At 70.6% G+C, this 15,496-nt stretch carries 17 protein-coding genes and 3 tRNA genes; 18 read left to right on the top strand and 2 right to left on the bottom strand.

Features of this window, described 5'->3' with window-relative positions; all coding sequences use genetic code 11:
* Position 1 precedes the first annotated feature (1 nt).
* The 8 genes from FY030_RS12125 (at position 2) to FY030_RS12090 (ending at position 4,982) form a co-directional block, all read left to right on the top strand.
* Complete coding sequence (locus FY030_RS12125; RefSeq protein ID WP_158061725.1) at positions 2–1,426, top strand: 3-oxoacyl-ACP reductase; 1,425 nt, start codon at positions 2–4, stop codon at positions 1,424–1,426.
* Positions 1,423–2,346 (top strand): MaoC family dehydratase, encoded by a 924-nt coding sequence (locus FY030_RS12120; protein WP_158061724.1) that lies wholly within the window; start codon positions 1,423–1,425, stop codon positions 2,344–2,346. The genes FY030_RS12125 and FY030_RS12120 overlap by 4 nt, the downstream gene beginning before the upstream one ends.
* Before the next feature lie 98 nt (positions 2,347–2,444).
* Positions 2,445–2,517: transfer RNA gene (locus FY030_RS12115), tRNA-Thr, on the top strand.
* A gap of 32 nt (positions 2,518–2,549) precedes the next feature.
* Positions 2,550–2,626 (top strand) — tRNA-Met (locus FY030_RS12110).
* A 39-nt stretch (positions 2,627–2,665) separates the two neighbouring features.
* Positions 2,666–2,833, top strand: coding sequence for a 50S ribosomal protein L33 (gene rpmG, locus FY030_RS12105; protein WP_075956919.1), 168 nt, complete (start codon positions 2,666–2,668; stop codon positions 2,831–2,833).
* 126 nt (positions 2,834–2,959) lie between these two features.
* Positions 2,960–3,406, top strand: a complete 447-nt coding sequence (locus FY030_RS12100; RefSeq protein ID WP_158061723.1) for an FAS1-like dehydratase domain-containing protein — start codon at positions 2,960–2,962, stop codon at positions 3,404–3,406.
* Positions 3,406–3,816: a MaoC/PaaZ C-terminal domain-containing protein gene (locus FY030_RS12095; protein WP_158061722.1), complete on the top strand. Its 411-nt coding sequence runs from the start codon at positions 3,406–3,408 to the stop codon at positions 3,814–3,816. The genes FY030_RS12100 and FY030_RS12095 overlap by 1 nt, the downstream gene beginning before the upstream one ends.
* Positions 3,817–3,887: 71 nt before the next feature.
* On the top strand, positions 3,888–4,982 hold the full coding sequence (locus FY030_RS12090) for a UDP-N-acetylmuramate dehydrogenase (protein ID WP_337692454.1): 1,095 nt from the start codon (positions 3,888–3,890) through the stop codon (positions 4,980–4,982).
* Positions 4,983–5,049: 67 nt separating this feature from the next.
* Here the strand turns inward: FY030_RS12090 and FY030_RS12085 are convergent, their stop codons facing one another.
* On the bottom strand, positions 5,050–6,090 hold the full coding sequence (locus FY030_RS12085; protein WP_158061720.1) for an adenosine deaminase: 1,041 nt from the start codon (positions 6,088–6,090) through the stop codon (positions 5,050–5,052).
* Positions 6,091–6,166: 76 nt separating this feature from the next.
* Here FY030_RS12085 and FY030_RS12080 point away from each other — a divergent pair, with 76 nt between their 5' ends.
* The 7 genes from FY030_RS12080 (at position 6,167) to argG (ending at position 12,718) form a co-directional block, all read left to right on the top strand.
* Positions 6,167–7,165, top strand: coding sequence for an ABC transporter ATP-binding protein (locus FY030_RS12080; RefSeq protein WP_238348258.1), 999 nt, complete (start codon positions 6,167–6,169; stop codon positions 7,163–7,165).
* A complete protein-coding gene (locus tag FY030_RS12075; protein WP_158061719.1) occupies positions 7,162–8,049 on the top strand; it encodes an ABC transporter permease in 888 nt (295 codons plus the stop codon). The genes FY030_RS12080 and FY030_RS12075 overlap by 4 nt, the downstream gene beginning before the upstream one ends.
* 13 nt (positions 8,050–8,062) lie before the next feature.
* Complete coding sequence (locus FY030_RS12070) at positions 8,063–8,986, top strand: ABC transporter ATP-binding protein (protein WP_158061718.1); 924 nt, start codon at positions 8,063–8,065, stop codon at positions 8,984–8,986.
* Positions 8,983–9,690 carry an ABC transporter permease gene (locus FY030_RS12065; RefSeq protein WP_158061717.1) on the top strand — a complete coding sequence of 236 codons (708 nt, stop codon included), beginning with the start codon at positions 8,983–8,985 and terminating at the stop codon, positions 9,688–9,690. Before FY030_RS12070 ends, FY030_RS12065 begins: the two co-directional genes overlap by 4 nt.
* A 190-nt stretch (positions 9,691–9,880) precedes the next feature.
* The gene (locus FY030_RS12060) at positions 9,881–10,372 is read left to right on the top strand and encodes a GyrI-like domain-containing protein (RefSeq protein ID WP_158061716.1); all 492 of its coding nucleotides are present in this window, start codon (positions 9,881–9,883) and stop codon (positions 10,370–10,372) included.
* Positions 10,369–11,163: a MerR family transcriptional regulator gene (locus FY030_RS12055; RefSeq protein ID WP_192498590.1), complete on the top strand. Its 795-nt coding sequence runs from the start codon at positions 10,369–10,371 to the stop codon at positions 11,161–11,163. Before FY030_RS12060 ends, FY030_RS12055 begins: the two co-directional genes overlap by 4 nt.
* Before the next feature lie 103 nt (positions 11,164–11,266).
* The gene (gene argG / locus FY030_RS12050) at positions 11,267–12,718 is read left to right on the top strand and encodes an argininosuccinate synthase (protein WP_158061714.1); all 1,452 of its coding nucleotides are present in this window, start codon (positions 11,267–11,269) and stop codon (positions 12,716–12,718) included.
* 59 nt (positions 12,719–12,777) lie between these two features.
* Here argG and FY030_RS12045 read toward each other — a convergent pair whose 3' ends face one another.
* Positions 12,778–13,995 carry a pyridoxal phosphate-dependent aminotransferase gene (locus tag FY030_RS12045; protein ID WP_192498589.1) on the bottom strand — a complete coding sequence of 406 codons (1,218 nt, stop codon included), beginning with the start codon at positions 13,993–13,995 and terminating at the stop codon, positions 12,778–12,780.
* Positions 13,996–14,105: 110 nt separating this feature from the next.
* Between FY030_RS12045 and FY030_RS12040 the strand changes: the two genes are divergently transcribed.
* From FY030_RS12040 to nusG, 3 genes are all read left to right on the top strand, one after another.
* Positions 14,106–14,178: transfer RNA gene (locus tag FY030_RS12040), tRNA-Trp, on the top strand.
* Positions 14,179–14,249: 71 nt separating this feature from the next.
* Positions 14,250–14,495, top strand: a complete 246-nt coding sequence (gene secE / locus FY030_RS12035) for a preprotein translocase subunit SecE (protein WP_192498588.1) — start codon at positions 14,250–14,252, stop codon at positions 14,493–14,495.
* 62 nt (positions 14,496–14,557) lie between these two features.
* On the top strand, positions 14,558–15,412 hold the full coding sequence (gene nusG, locus FY030_RS12030) for a transcription termination/antitermination protein NusG (RefSeq protein WP_158061711.1): 855 nt from the start codon (positions 14,558–14,560) through the stop codon (positions 15,410–15,412).
* Positions 15,413–15,496: the final 84 nt, after the last annotated feature.

Genomic DNA, 15,496 nt, shown 5'->3' with positions numbered 1-15,496 from the left:
CATGGCCGACCTCATGCAGATGCTGACCACCAACCCCCTGGCCAAGCAGCTGGGCGTGCCGCAGGCGGCCCGGCTGCGCCGCGGCCGCGCGCTCCCGACCGGGCCAGTCGTGCTGGGTCTGGCAGGGGGTGCTCCTCACCTGGTCAAGGACACGCTGGGCCTGCTGGGCATCGAGCCCCAGGACGCCCTCATGGACACCCCGGACACCCGGGTGAACCAGACCGACGACAAGGGCCGCACCCGTGAGGTGCCGGCCCCCTACCCCACCACGATCGGCGCGCTCGTCGTCGACGCCACCCAGGTCACCTCGATCGCCGACCTGGAGGCCGTGCGCGGGCTCCTGCGGCCAGCCATGAAGGGCCTGGAGACCTCCGGTCGCGTCGTCGTCGTCGGCGTCGAGCCGGAGACCTCCGGCGCGCCCACCGCAGTGGCTGCCCAGCAGGCGCTGGAGGGCATCGTCCGCAGCGTCGGCAAGGAGCTGCGGGCCGGGGCCACCGCCAACCTGGTGCGGGTCGATCTGCTCACCGACACCGCCACCACGCCCAGCGACCTGGCCTCCACCCTGTCCTTCCTGCTCGAGGGACGCTCCGCCTACGTCTCTGGCCAGGTCCTGCACGTCGGCGCCGCCGCCACCCCGGTCAGGTCCGAGGACATCACCGCACCCCGTCCGTTCGAGGGGCAGGTGGTCGTCGTCACCGGCGCCGGCCGCGGGATCGGCGCTGCGATCGCCGAGACCTACGCCCGGGACGGCGCGCTCGTCGTGGCGGTCGACGTGCCAACCGGCGGGGAGGGCCTGGCCGCGGTGACCAACCGGATCGGCGGCACCGCTCTCCAGTTGGACATCACCTCCCCCGACGCCGGGCGAAGGATCGCGGAGCACGTGGCGCAGCGGTTTGGGGATGCCGCGCGGATCCACACGATCGTGCACAACGCCGGCATCACCCGCGACAAGCTGCTCGCCAACACCGACGAGGAGCGCTGGGCCAGCGTGCTGGAGGTCAACCTGACCGCACAGATCCGGATGAACGAGGTGCTGTTCACCCCGGACCTGCCGGGCGGCCTGGACGAGGGCGGCCGGATCATCGGCGTCGCGTCCACCTCGGGCATCGCCGGCAACCGCGGTCAGACCAACTACGCCGCCTCCAAGGCCGGCGTCATCGGGCTGGTGCGCGCCATGGGCAGCGACCCGCGGCTGGCCGGGCGCGGCATCACCGTCAACGCCGTGGCCCCCGGCTTCATCGAGACCGAGATGACCGCCCGGATGCCGATGGGCACCCGTGAGGTGGCGCGCCGGATCAACTCCCTGCAGCAGGGTGGGCGCCCGGTCGACGTGGCCGAGGCGATCGGCTACCTCTCTCAGCCGGCCTCCGCCGCCGTCACCGGCCAGGTGCTGCGCGTCTGCGGCCAGTCCCAGTTGGGAGCATGAGCATGACCGACACCACGCCAGCCCCCGGCCCGCAGGACGGGCCAGGGCCGGACCTGGACGTCCACCTGCTTCAGGCCAGCCCGCGCATCGCCCCGCTCTTCGCCAAGGCGGTCGCCACCGGGCGCGGTCGACCCGGCGCCGGGGGCAGCCTCCCGCGGCGCAGGGTGATGCTCACCGGTGTCGAGCAGGACGTCCGACGCCTGGCCGACTACTGCGAGGTCATCGGCGCCACCCTGTCCGACCGGCTGCCGATAACCTGGCTGCACGTGCTGACCTTCCCGCTGCAGGTCCAGCTGATGGCCGACAAGGCCTTCCCGTTCCCGATGATGGGAATGGTCCACGTCGCCAACTCGATGACGCAGCACCGGCCGGTCACGGTCGACGAGACGCTCACCCTGTCCTCCTGGGCCGACGGCCTGGCCCCGCACCGCAAGGGTCACACCGTCGACCTGCACGGCGAGGCCCGGGTCGGTGACGAGGTGGTCTGGGAGGGGCGCTCGACCTACCTGGTCCGCGGTCAGGGCAGCGATCAGGCCCCCGCCCGGGACGAGCAACGCGAGATACCGGAGACCGAGCTGGCCACCTGGCGCCTGCCCAAGGACCTGGGCCGGGACTACGCCAAGGTCTCCGGTGACGCCAACCCGATCCACCTGACGGCGGCCACCGCAAAGGCCCTGGGCTTCCCCCGCGCGATCGCGCACGGCATGTGGACGCATGCCCGCGCACTCGCGGCCGTGCAGCCCCGCCTGCCGGAGGCGTTCACGGTCGAGGCGCAGTTCGTCAAGCCCGTCCTGCTGCCCTCCACCGTGGTGCTCCGGGGCGGTATGCAGCCCGCCGGCGGCGACCTGGCCGTCACCTCCCGGGAGGGTGAGCGGATGCACGTGACCATGCAGGTCGGCCCGCGCACGACGATGCCTTAACCGGCCCGGCGCCAACGATTTTGTCTGCGCCACGACGCCCGTGTAAAGTTGCTTCTCGCTGCCTGCGGGGTCCTAGGCCCGAGCAGGACTGACAGCAGGCCCCTATAGCTCAGTCGGTAGAGCGTCTCCATGGTAAGGAGAAGGTCAACGGTTCGATTCCGTTTGGGGGCTCTGGCAGGCCCACCCACAAGGTGGCCTCCCGAGGCGGGATAGCTCAGCTGGTTAGAGCGCACGACTCATAATCGTGAGGTCGCGGGATCGAGCCCCGCTCCCGCTACCACCCGCAGATCCACCCCGAATCCCGAGAGCAGGTTGCACCGTGGCCAAGTCCACCGACATCCGCCCCAAGATCACCTTGGCGTGCACGGAGTGCAAGGAGCGCAACTACATCACCAAGAAGAACCGTCGGAACAACCCCGACCGGCTCGAGATGGCGAAGTTCTGCCCGCGCTGCGGCAAGCACACCGCGCACCGCGAGACCCGCTGACGCGAGGCTCGAACAGGCAAGGCCGTCACCCCTCTGGGTGGCGGCCTTCGTCGTCCGTCGCTGAGGTCAGGACGTGCGCCGTCAGGCGTGCGCCGGGGGCGCCGCTCGCCGGTTAGTCTGATGCGTATGCCCATCAACGCGGACTACGCCGGCCGGGAGTACCCGCCCGCCGGCCCGTTCACCGTCACCCGCGAGGAGATCGTCGCCTTCGCCGACGCGGTCGGTGCGACCGGCGCGGCTCACCGTGACCAGTCGGCGGCGCAGGCGCTGGGTTATGCCGATGTCGTCGCGCCCACCACCTTCGCCGTGCGCCTGGCCCAGCAGTGCGAGGCACAGTTGGTGGGTGACCCGGAAGCCGGGATCGACTTCGCCCGCGTGGTCCACGGTGAGGAAACCTTCGTCCACCACCGCCCGATCGTCGCCGGCGACGTCCTGAAGGGTGTGTTGCACGTTGACCGGATGCGGGAGGCAGGAGGCAACGGGATGGTCTCTACCCGGGTCGAGCTGGCCGATGACGAAGGGCGGCCGGTGACCACGGTGCGCTCCACGATCGTGGTGAGGGGGGAAGGTTGATGAGCGCGCCGGCCGCCGACTCCGCCGCCCTGGTCCGCACCGTCACCGTCGACCGGGCCCGGTTGGTCGCCTACGCCGACGCCTCGGGCGACCAGAACCCGATCCACCAGGACGCCGACGTCGCCCGCTCCGTCGGGCTCCCGGACATCATCGCGCACGGCATGTGGACGATGGGGGCGGCCCTGGACGTCGTCACTGCCTACGTCGGCGGCGACCCCGGGCGCGTGCTGTCCTGCCAGACCAGGTTCACCGGCATGGTCGTCGTCCCCGAGGGCGAGACCGTCGAGGTCCGGGTGGAGGGCACGGTGACCAAGCGGGACGAGGACGCCGACACCGAGACGATCGCGATCACGGCCACCTGTGGCGAGGACAAGGTCCTCGGCCGCTGCCAGGCCGTGGTCCGGGTATGACGTCAACCAGGGGCTCTGCCGTGCCCCCCCGTGGCGGCTCCGCCGGAGCGGGTACTGCCGCACATCGGTCCTTGTCCGAGCTCACCACCATCCGCGCCGGCGGTCCGCCGCGACGGTGGGTGACGGCGACCACCGAGGCCGAGCTGATCGAGGCGGTCCGCGAGGTGGACGAGGCGGGAGAGCAGCTGCTCGTCGTCGGCGGCGGCTCCAACCTGTTGGTCGCCGACGAGGGCTTCCCCGGGACGGTCGTGCTGGTCCGCACCAGCGGCCTCGAGGTCCCGCAGGCCAGCGCCTGCGGCGGCGTGAGCGCCACCGTGGCGGCGGGGGAGGACTGGGACGACCTGGTCGCCCACGCCTGTGCGCAGGGCTGGTCCGGCATCGAGGCGCTGTCGGGCATCCCCGGCGCCACCGGCGCCACCCCGGTCCAGAACGTCGGCGCCTACGGCCAGGAGGTGGCGCAGACCATCGCCTCAGTCCGGGTCTGGGACCGGGCAGGGCAGCGGGTGCGCACCCTCTTCGCGAGCGACCTGCGCTTCTCCTACCGCCACTCGGTGCTCAAGGACTCGATGGTCGGTCCCGACGCCGTGGCCGGGGCGGTGACGCCGCGCCACGTCGTGCTCACCGTCACCTTCTCCCTGCGGCCCACCGAGCTCTCCCAACCGATCGGGTATGCCGACCTCGCGACGGGTCTGGGCGTCAAGGTCGGTGATCGGGTGCCGCTTGCCGCGGCCCGGGAGGCGGTGCTGGAGCAACGCCGCCGGCGCGGCATGGTGCTGGACCCGGACGACCACGACACCTGGTCCTGCGGCTCGTTCTTCACCAACCCGATCCTGACCCGGGAGCAGATGGAGCAGGTCACCGAGCAGGCCCGGCGCCGGCTCGGCCCCGACGGACCGGTCCCGCCGCAGTTCCCCACCACCGACGAGACCCAGGTCAAGACCTCGGCGGCCTGGCTGATCGACAAGGCCGGTTTCACCAAGGGCTACCGCACGCTGGAGGGCGCCCCCGCCGGCCTGTCCACCAAGCACACCCTGGCCCTGACCAACCGGGGCCCCGCCCGGGCCGAGGACCTGCTCGCGCTGGCCCGCGAGGTGCGCGACGGGGTGGAGCAGGCCTTCGGCGTGCGGCTGGTCAACGAGCCGGTGCTGGTCGGCCTCGAGCTCTGAGCCGGCGGCGCTGCCACGCTGAGCGCGCGACCGACGTCGTTGCCGCTGGTCCGGTCGCCGGCGCTCCTCAGGCGGGCGTGGCGGTCAGCCACTCGTCGATGCCCTGCAGCACCTCGCGCCGCACATCCGCTGGGGCCCGGGAGCCCTCGATCGAGGCCCGGGCCAGGTCGGCCAGCACCTCGTCGGACAGACCGTGGTCCTTCCGGGCTGAGAGGTACTGGTCAGTCAGACGGGTCCCGAAGAGCAACGGGTCGTCGGCACCGAGCGCCACCTTCGCCCCGGCGTCCAGCAGCCGGGGGAGCGGGACGTCAGCCAGGGTCCGGTAGACGCCGAGGGCGACGTTGCTGCCCGGGCACACCTCCAGGGTGATGTCCTTCTCCACCACCCGGCGCAGCACCTCGGGGTTGTCGACGGCGCGCACCCCGTGGCCCAGCCGGTGCGGATCAAGATGGTCCAGGGCAACTTGCACATGGTCCGCGCCGAGCAGCTCCCCGGCGTGCGGGACGCTGGCCAGGCCGGCCCGCCGGGCGATCCGGAAGGCGGCCTCGAACTCGCTGGTCAGCCCGCGGCGCTCGTCGTTGGACAGCCCGAAGCCGACGACCGAGCCCGGCCCGTAGCCAGCGTGCTGGGAGGCCAGCCGCGCCAGGGTCCGCGCCTCCAGCGGGTGTCGCATCCGGCTGGCGGCGATGACGATGGCGACCTGGGTGCCGGTCGTTCCGCTCGCGAGGCGGGCCTCGTCCAGGATGATCTCCGTCGCCGGGGTCAGCCCCCCGACGAAGGGGGCGTAGGTGGTGGGGTCCACCTGCAGCTCCAGCCAGCGCGAGCCCTCGGCGGCGTCGTCCTCGGCCGCTTCGCGCACGATGCGGCGCAGGTCCTCCTCGTCCTGGACGCAGGCGCGGGCGGAGTCGTAGAGCCGTTGGAAGCGGAACCAGCCGCGCTCGTCCCGGGCCGAGAGCTGCGGCGGCCATTGGGACGTGAGCGCAGGCGGCAGCCGCAGACCATGTTTGTCGGCCATCTCCCGCACGGTATGCACCCGCATCGACCCGGTGAAGTGCAGGTGCAGGTGGGCCTTCGGCAGCGCGTGGACGGAGCGCGTGCGGCCTGGCATGGCCCCACCTTAGACGGCGGGGTTCGGGTGGTAACCCCACTGTCGGTCCGGCCCCTGGCGGGGCTAGAGTCGACCCGTGGGGGTGATCCAGACACAGGCGCTCGGGATGCGCTACGGCGCCGGTCAGGTCGCTGCGCTCAGCGACCTGAGCGTGGAGATCGGGGACGGGGTCACCGGTCTGGTCGGCGCCAACGGCGCAGGCAAGTCGACGCTGATCAAGATCCTGTTGGGCCTGCTCACGCCCACCTCCGGCGGGGCGCAGGTGCTGGGGCACGACATCCGCACGCAGGGGATGCAGATCCGCGAGGCGGTCGGCTACATGCCCGAGCACGACTGCCTGCCCCCCGACATGCGCGCCATCGACTTCGTCGTGCACATGGGACGGGTCTCCGGGCTGCCCGCGGCAGCGGCGCGCGAGCGGGCCGCCGACGTGCTCCGGCACGTGGGGCTGGCCGAGGAGCGCTACCGCCTCATGGGTGGCTACTCCACCGGGATGAAGCAGCGCGCCAAGCTTGCGCAGGCGCTCGTGCACGACCCCCGGCTGGTGATGCTCGATGAGCCGACCAACGGACTGGACCCTGCGGCCCGCGACGACATGCTGTCCCTGGTGCGCCGGATCGGCCACGACTTCGGCATCCCGGTCCTGGTCACCTCCCACCTGCTGGGAGAGCTGGAGCGGATCAGCGACCATGTGGTGGTCCTGGACGGCGGCCACCTGCTCCGCTCCCAGGCCACGCAGGCCTTCCTGGGCGACACCGGCGTGGTCCTCGTCGAGGTCCTCGGGGACCACGGTGCGGACGGCGCCGACCCGCAGACCCGGATGGGCCAGGGGCTGGCAGCCCGGGGCCTGTCCTGCCGGCCGCGCGGAGGCCTGATCGAGATCGACCCGGTGAGGGTGCAGGGTGCGGATGCGCTGGACGAGGCGCCCGCGGGCGGGATGGAGGCGCTCGCCGCTCGCGACCGGCTGCGCGACATCGTCCGCGACACCGCCGCTGACCTCGGGCTGGGGCTGGTGCGGGTGCAGCCGGAGACCGGCAGGCTCGAGGACGTCTTCCGCGAGGAGGTGGCCCCATGACCACCGACGGGCGCGGCAGCGTCATCCACGACATCGGCTATCGCCCCTACCGCGGCCCGCGCCAGGGCAGGTGGGGCATCGTCGCCGGGCTGCTGCGGCACGGGGCGCTGTCCACGTTCGGCTTCGGCCGCTCCGGCAAGGCCAAGGTGCTGCCGTTCGCGCTGCTGTTCATGACCCTGGTGCCGGCCCTGGTGCTGGTCGGGATCGTCAGCTTCCTCGGGTTCAGCTCTGAGCTGCTCGACTACGCCGGCTACCAGCAGACGACCTCCTTCTTCGTCATCCTCTTCGTCGCCGCCCAGGCGCCGGTGCTCTTCACCCGGGACCTGCGCTCGGGGGTGATCAGCCTCTACCTGGCCCGCCCCCTGGGGTCGGCCACCTTCGCGCTGGTCCGCTGGGCCTCGCTGGTGCTGGCGATCTTGGCTTTCGTCATCACCCCGCTGGTGCTGATGTTCATCGGCGGGCTGGCGGCCGGTGCCGACTTCACCGAGGAACTGCCCCGATGGCTGGTGGCAATGGCCGGTGCCGTGCTGCTGGCCATCCTGCTGGCCACCGTGGGGGCCGTGGTCTCCAGCCTCACCCTGCGGCGCGGCCTCGCGATCGGTGGCTCCATCGTCGTGCTGCTGTTCGGGCTCGGCATGACCGCGGTGCTGCAGGAGGTGGCCAACGAGCAGGGGCAGCAAGGCATCGCCACCTGGCTGGGGCTGCTCTCGCCGTTCGTCCTCGTGGACGCCGCCCAGCACGGTCTGGCCGACGCACCCAGCGCGTTCGAGGCCCCGCCCGAGGACAGCCTCACCGCCCTGGCGATGCTCCTGGTCGCCCTGGGTCTCGCGGCGCTCGGGCTGCTCCTGCTCGTCCGCCGCTACCGCAACAGGGGTGCCCGATGAGGAAGGTGGTCCGGTGAGCGAGCTGGTTCTGGACTCCGTCAGCCGCTGGTACGGCAATGTGGTCGCGGTCAACGACGTGTCGATGAGGATCGGCCCTGGGGTCACCGGCCTGCTCGGACCCAACGGGGCCGGGAAGTCGACGCTCATCGCGCTGATGTCGGGCTTCCTGGAGCCTTCAGCGGGCACCATGACCCTCGACGGTGAGCGGGTCTGGCGCAACGTCGAGGTCTATCGCAGGCTCGGGCTGGTCCCCGAGCGCGAGGTCAGCTTCGCCTACCTCACCGGCCGGCAGTTCGTGCAGGCCAACGCCGAGCTGCATAAGCTGTCCGAGCCCCGCGCCGCCACGCAGCGGGCGCTGGAGGAGGTCGACCTCGAGGGCGCCGCGGATCGGACGATCAGCACCTACTCCAAAGGGATGCGTCAGCGGGCCAAGCTCGCCAGCGCGCTGGTGCACGAGCCCCAGGTGCTGCTTCTGGACGAGCCGTTCAACGGGGTCGACCCCCGGCAGCGGATGCACCTGATGAAGCTGCTGACCCGGATGGGCGAGCAGGGCCGCACGGTGCTCTTCTCCAGCCACATCCTGGAGGAGGTCGAACACATCGCCCGGCACGTCGAGGTGGTCGTCTCTGGTCGGCACGCCGCCAGCGGCGACTTCGGCGCGATCCGACGGCTGATGACCGACCGGCCCACCCGCTACACGGTGCGGAGCAGCGACGACCGCGCGCTCGCCGCGGCGCTCATGGGCCAGCCCAGCGTGCGCGGCGTCAGCCTGGAGACCCCGACCGGCACCAGCGAGGTGCACGTCGAGGTCACCGACATGGGTGACTTCGCCCGCGCCCTGCCCACGCTGGCCCGCTCCGCCGGGATCACCGTGCGCGACCTCACCCCCACCGACGAGTCGCTGGAGTCGGTCTTCACCTACCTGGTGCAGTCATGAACCTCACCCTCAGTCGGCTGGCCCTGCAGGCCCTCGTCGGCCAGCGCCGAGGCCTGGTGCTGCTGGCGCTGCCCCTGCTCCTGGTCGCGCTCGCGGCCGTGGTGCGGATGCTCACCGGCGACCCGGTTGGCGGGCAGACGATCCTCATCGAGATCGGGCTGGGGATCGTCGTGCCGATTGTGGCCCTGCTGGCCGCCAACGGCGTGCTCGGCCCCGAGATCGACGACGGCTCGGTCGTCTACCTGCTCTCCACCCCCGTCTCCCGGTATGTCGTGGCCGTCTCCAAGTGGGCGACCGCAGCCGGTGTCTCGGTGCTGCTCAGCGCGGGCGGGCTGGCGGCGGCCGCGCTCGCCGGCGGACTGGGGGCCGACTGGGTGCTGGGCTCTGCTGCGGCCGGCGCGATCGGGGCCGTGCTCTACACCGCCCTCTTCACCGCGTTCTCGGCCGCGACCCGGCACGGGATGATCGCCGGGCTCGTCTACGTGCTGATCCTCGAGGGGGCGTTGGCTTCGTTGCTGACCGGGCTGCGCTACGTCTCGGTCCAGGCGATCACCCAGCGGCTCGCGGAGGCACTCTCGGAGCTGGACCTGGGCGTGGCCATGGGCCTGGGGTATGCCGTGGTGGCGGCACTCTTCGTGCTGGTGGCCGGCGTCGGCGGGGCCGGGTGGCGCCTGCAGCGCTTCCAGCTCCGCGGTGACGAGTAGCGCTCAACCTGTGCGAGGGCTTCTACGCCTACGTGTTGCTCGTCAGGAGGTCACTGACGGCTCACTGACGGCCAGGCATGCGGGACAGTGTGTCCGGAGGTCGCGATGGGGGTTGACTCTGACCTTGGGGCAAGCATTGTGATCAGGTGTGGCCCATCCGAAAGTCGGATGGCGACCCCGAGGATCATCCATGACTGATTTCACCATCGAAGATCGCGCTGAGCGTGCCTGGGTGGGTGTGTCCACGACCGGCGAGCTGGCTCATTGGGGTCGGGTGAACGCTTATGTCCCGCAGATCTATGCCGCTCTCACGGCGGCCGGCGGGATTCCCCAGGGCGGACCGATCTACCAGTACCACCGGATGCAGACCGTCTCTGACCCGATGGACATCACCGTGTCGGTCCCGGTGGCCGCGCGCATCGAGCTCGGGGAGAGCTTCGAAACCGGCGTCATCCCTGCTGGCCGCTACCTGACCGCACGCCCGGAGGGTGGTCCGGATGTCCTGGTGCAGGTGCACGGCGAGATGTGGCAGTGGGCCAGCGTGCAGGGACTGGAACTGGCGATCGAGGAACGCGCCGATGGGATCCACTGGCGAGCGCGCACCGAGCAGTTCCTCACCGACCCACAGACCGAGCCTGACCGCAGCAAGTGGGCGGTCGAAGTCGCATACTTGCTGAAGTGAGCGGGGCCGCCAAGCTATCGATCGGGGAGTTCAGCCGTCTCACCTGGCTTTCGCCGAAGGCGCTGCGCCTGTACGAGCGGCGAGGCCTCCTCCTTCCGGATCTCGTCGATGACTACACGGGCTACCGCTACTACCGGCCAGCCCAGGCCGAGCGGGCGCGGACGATCGCGTTGTTGCGCCGCGTCGGGATGCCACTGGAGCAGATCGGCGCGGTGCTCGACGCCACGGGAGGGCAGCGGCACGCGCTGATCGAGGCGTACCGGGTGGAGATCACTCGCGCGCACGAACGCGCTGTCGCGCTGCTCGACGACCTGGCGAGCGCCCCTGCCGACCAGCAGTCGCCGGAGAGCATGCCGACCGTGCGCAGCCGCCTGGTGAAGCCCTGGGCGTTCATCTCACGCACACTTCGGACGACGGCGGCCGACCTTCCCTCGCACATTGAGCGAACCGCTGCCGCACTCGTCCAACGCGCCGGAGCGAGCTTCGACCCTGGCCAGCCGCTCATCGTCGTATACCACGGCGAGGTCAGCTGGGAGTCGGACGGGCCGATCGAAGTCCGTGTGCCCATCGTCGACCGCGCTAAGGCCGACGGCATCGAGCCTGAAGGAATGGAGTTCTTCGTCGACGTGCCGTTCGGCGAGGTCCAGTTCCCCACGATCCTGCGCTCCTTCGACGCGGTGCGAGACGCCGTCGCAGGCGACGCCCGCCGTGCCTGGGGGTCGCCGCGCGAGCTCTACTTCGACGGGGACCCCTTCCGATGCCAAGTCGCACAACGCTACGTCGAGACGTGACCTGACCGTCGCCCGCCGCCAGGCGGCAGCGGCTCGCCGCCCGTTCCTACCGGGCTGACCAGCCGTTTGTATATCTATGCGACTGACCGCATACACTCACCGTATGTCCAAAGTCATGACGAGCATCCCCGTCGGTGAACGGGTCGGAATCGCTTTCTCCGGCGGTCTCGACACCTCGGTCGCGGTGGCGTGGATGCGTGAGAAGGGCGCCGTGCCCTGCACCTACACGGCAGACATCGGTCAGTACGACGAGCCGGAGATCGAGACCGTGCCCGGCCGCGCGCGACAGTACGGATCGGAGATCGCCCGCCTGGTGGACTGCCGGGCCGAGCTGGTCGAGGAGGGTTTGGTCGCCCTGGCCTGCGGCGCCTTCCATCTGCGCTCCGGTGGCCGCACCTACTTCAACACCACCCCGTTGGGCCGGGCCGTGACCGGCACCATGCTCATCAAGGCGATGAAGGAGGACGACGTCAACATCTGGGGCGACGGCTCCACCTTCAAGGGCAACGACATCGAGCGGTTCTACCGCTACGGGCTGCTGGCCAACTCCAACCTGCGCATCTACAAGCCCTGGCTCGACGAGGCCTTCGTCGACGAGCTCGGCGGGCGCGAGGAGATGAGCCAGTGGCTCTCGCAGCGCGACTTGCCCTACCGCGCCAGCCAGGAGAAGGCCTACTCCACCGACGCCAACATCTGGGGTGCCACCCACGAGGCCAAGACGCTGGAGCACCTGGACACCTCGATGGAGATCGTCGAGCCGATCATGGGCGTGGCGTTCTGGGACGAGGCGGAGCACATCCCGGCCGAGACGGTGACCGTGGCCTTCGAGCACGGCCGGCCGGTGGCGATCAACGGCGAGGACTTCGGTGGCGACTCGGTGCGGCTGGTGATGCGGGCCAACGAGATCGGGGGTCGGCACGGGCTGGGGATGGCCGACCAGATCGAGAACCGGATCATCGAGGCCAAGTCGCGCGGGATCTACGAGGCTCCGGGGATCGCGCTGTTGCACATCGTCTACGAGCGGCTGGTCAACGCCATCCACAACGAGGACACCATCGCCGCCTACCACAACCAGGGCCGAGTGCTCGGTCGGCTGCTCTACGAGGGCCGCTGGCTGGACCCGCAGGCCCTGATGATCCGGGAGTCCCTGCAGCGCTGGGTGGCCTCCGCCGTCACCGGTGAGGTGACGCTGCGACTGCGGCGCGGGGACGACTACACGATCGTCTCCACGGACGGCTCGACCTTCTCCTACCACCCGGACAAGCTGTCGATGGAGCGGGTGACCAACGCCGCCTTCGGGCCGACCGACCGGATCGGCCAGCTCACCATGCGCAACCTGGACATCGCCGACTCCCGCGCCCGGCTGGAGCAGTATGTCGGGATGGGCCTGCTGGGCGCCGGCGGCGCCGCTGCCTCCGCGATGGGTCTGGCTACCACCTCGCTGGTCGGCGAGCTGACCCCCGGCGGCGCAGACCGCATCGCCGGAGGGGTCGGCCCGACCGAGGACGAGGAGGAAGCACTGGACTGGGCCGCGATGGAGTTCGGCACGGACTGACCTGAGCTCCCGGCCCGACCGGACGCGCGCTCCGCAGGCCGGGGCGCGCGTCCGGTCGGTCAGCGGGTCTTCGCCAGGAGCGTCTGGATCCGGCTGACGCCCTCGATGAGGTCGTCGTCGCTCAGCGCGTAGGACAGCCGCAGGTAACCCGAGGGGCCGAAGGCCTCGCCCGGCACGACCGCCACCTCGACCTCGTCGAGAATGATCTCGGCCAGCTCGGTGCTGGTCTGCGGGGTGCGGCCGCGGATCGTCCGGCCGAGCACCCCCTCGATGTTGGGGTAGGCGTAGAACGCACCCTGCGGCATCGGGCAGTGCACGCCCTCGATGGCGCTCAGCATCTCGACCATGGTGGCCCGCCGGCGGTCGAACGCCGCCCGCATCGTGTCCACGGCCTCCAACGAGCCCGCCAGTGCCGCGATCGCCGCGCGCTGGGAGACGTTGGCGACGTTGGAGGTCGCGTGGCTCTGCAGATTGGTCGCGGCCTTGATGACGTCCTTGGGGCCGATCATCCAGCCCACCCGCCAGCCGGTCATCGCATAGGTCTTGGCCACCCCGTTGAGCACCACGCAGGTGTCCGCGAGCTCGGGCACCACGGACCGCACGGACGGTGCCTGCCCACCGTCGTAGACGAGGTGCTCGTAGATCTCGTCGGTGACCACCCAGATGCCGTGCTCCAGTGCCCAGCGGCCGATCTGCTCGACCTGCTCCGGGGGGTAGACGGCCCCGGTCGGGTTGGAGGGGGAGCAGAAGAGCAGGACCTTGGTCCGCTCGGTGCGGGCTGCCTCCAGCTGCTCCACGGTCACCAGGTAACCCTGGTCGCTGCCGGCGAACACCTCGACCGGCTCGCCGCCGGCCAGCCGGATCGCCTCGGGATAGGTGGTCCAGTACGGCGCGGGCAGGATCACCTCGTCGCCCGGGTCGAGCAGGGTGGCGAAGGTGTTGTAGACCGCCTGCTTGCCGCCATTGGTCACCAGCACGTGGGCCGGCTCCACGTCATACCCGGACTCCCGGGCGGTCTTGGCGACGATCGCGGCCTTGAGGTCCGGCAGGCCGCCTGCGGGGGAGTAACGGTGGTTGACCGGGTTGTGGGCCGCCTCGATCGCCGCCTGCACGATGTAGTCGGGTGTCGGAAAGTCGGGCTCACCCGCGCCGAAGCCGATCACCGGCCGGCCCTGCGCCTTGAGCTCCTTGGCTCGGGCGTCAACAGCCAGGGTGGCCGACTCGGCGATCGCGCCGATCCGGCGGGAGATACGGGTCTTCTGCGTGTGCTCGCTCACGTGGACCATCTTTGCACCAGTCCGTACCGTCCCGTAGACTGCCACTTCGGGTGTTCGCACCGTGCGTGAGCCTGCCCCCCAACGGCGGGCGAGCGCGGGACACCCGGTGAAGGGCATTAGCTCAATTGGTAGAGCACCGGTCTCCAAAACCGGCGGTTGGGGGTTCGAGTCCCTCATGCCCTGCGCGAGCGGCACGACATACCGGATCGGTATGTGGTCGCGACCACATGACCTGCAGACAAGGAAGGCGATCCGTGGCGAACCCGGCTCACGACACCGAGGGTGTCGCGCGCAACCAGCCTGGCTCTGGCCAGCCGCCGCGACCGGCGACGTTCGTCGCCCAGGTCATGGCCGAGCTGCGCAAGGTCGTCCAGCCGACGCGGCAGGAGCTGATCACCTACACGATCGTCGTCTTCGTCTTCGTCGTGGTGATGATCGGTTTCATCTTCGGCATGGACCAAGTCTTCCAGCGGCTCGTCGCCCTCGTCTTCGCGGGCTGAGCCACGCACCCCGTTGCCGGCGCTCGACGCCGGCACGCATCGATCACATGAGGAAGTAGGGCATGTCCGAGCAGACCCCCGACCACGACGAGGTCACGGCCGAGCAGTCCGTCCAGGACGCCGACCTGGAGGCCGCCGAGCGATTCGACGGTGCCGTCGAGACCGACGAGGCCGCCCCGACCGACGTGGAGGATGAGGTCTACGGCGAGGCCGACGACATCACCACCGAGGCGCCGGCGGCACAGACCGCAGATGACGCCGCCGACGAAGAGCCCGCGGAGGAGGAGGCCGCTGAGGAGCCGGTCGACCCCCTGGAGGAGTTCAAGGAGAACCTGCGCGGCAGGTTCGGCGACTGGTACGTCATCCACTCCTACGCCGGCTACGAGAACCGGGTCAAGCACAACCTGGAGACCCGGATCACCAGCCTCAACATGGAGGACTACATCTTCGAGGTGGAGGTCCCCATGGAGGAGGTGACCGAGATCAAGAACGGCCAGCGCAAGCAGGTCCGCCGCGTGCGGATGCCCGGCTACGTGCTGGTCCGGATGGAGCTCACCGATGAGTCGTGGGGCGCCGTGCGGCACACCCCCGGCGTGACCGGCTTCGTCGGCAACGCCCACCAGCCGGTGCCGCTGTTGATCGACGAGGTCGTCTCCATGCTGGCCCCGGTCTTCGAGACTCCCGCAACCCCCGAGGCCAAGGGCGAGGACGCGGCCGGGTTCAAACTGCCCGCCGGCGCGCCGCAGATCGACTTCGAGGTCGGCGAGTCGGTCACCGTCATGGAGGGTCCGTTCGAGACTCTGCCCGCCACCATCTCCGAGATCCTGCCCGAGAGCAACAAGCTCAAGGTGCTGGTCTCCATCTTCGGCCGCGAGACCCCCGTCGAGCTGTCCTACAACCAGGTCGCCAAGCTCTAGCTCGAGCCGCGATCGCGCCCCAGCCCGTCCGGTCCGGGGCATGCAACCGGGTCATCGCCCACGGCGTCGGCCCATAACCAGGAA

This window comes from Ornithinimicrobium pratense, assembly GCF_008843165.1.
GTDB lineage: Bacteria > Actinomycetota > Actinomycetes > Actinomycetales > Dermatophilaceae > Ornithinicoccus > Ornithinicoccus pratensis.
This window is presented reverse-complemented; position numbering and strand designations above follow the sequence as displayed.

Coding starts and splice junctions, on each gene's coding strand:
- FY030_RS12120 (WP_158061724.1), top strand. CDS start 1,423: ATGAGCATGACCGACACCACGCCAGCCCCCGGCCCGCAGGACGGGCCA.
- FY030_RS12085 (WP_158061720.1), bottom strand. CDS start 6,090: ATGCCAGGCCGCACGCGCTCCGTCCACGCGCTGCCGAAGGCCCACCTG.
- nusG (WP_158061711.1), top strand. CDS start 14,558: ATGTCCGAGCAGACCCCCGACCACGACGAGGTCACGGCCGAGCAGTCC.
- FY030_RS12065 (WP_158061717.1), top strand. CDS start 8,983: ATGAACCTCACCCTCAGTCGGCTGGCCCTGCAGGCCCTCGTCGGCCAG.
- argG (WP_158061714.1), top strand. CDS start 11,267: ATGTCCAAAGTCATGACGAGCATCCCCGTCGGTGAACGGGTCGGAATC.
- FY030_RS12100 (WP_158061723.1), top strand. CDS start 2,960: ATGCCCATCAACGCGGACTACGCCGGCCGGGAGTACCCGCCCGCCGGC.
- FY030_RS12095 (WP_158061722.1), top strand. CDS start 3,406: ATGAGCGCGCCGGCCGCCGACTCCGCCGCCCTGGTCCGCACCGTCACC.
- FY030_RS12125 (WP_158061725.1), top strand. CDS start 2: ATGGCCGACCTCATGCAGATGCTGACCACCAACCCCCTGGCCAAGCAG.
- FY030_RS12060 (WP_158061716.1), top strand. CDS start 9,881: ATGACTGATTTCACCATCGAAGATCGCGCTGAGCGTGCCTGGGTGGGT.
- FY030_RS12075 (WP_158061719.1), top strand. CDS start 7,162: ATGACCACCGACGGGCGCGGCAGCGTCATCCACGACATCGGCTATCGC.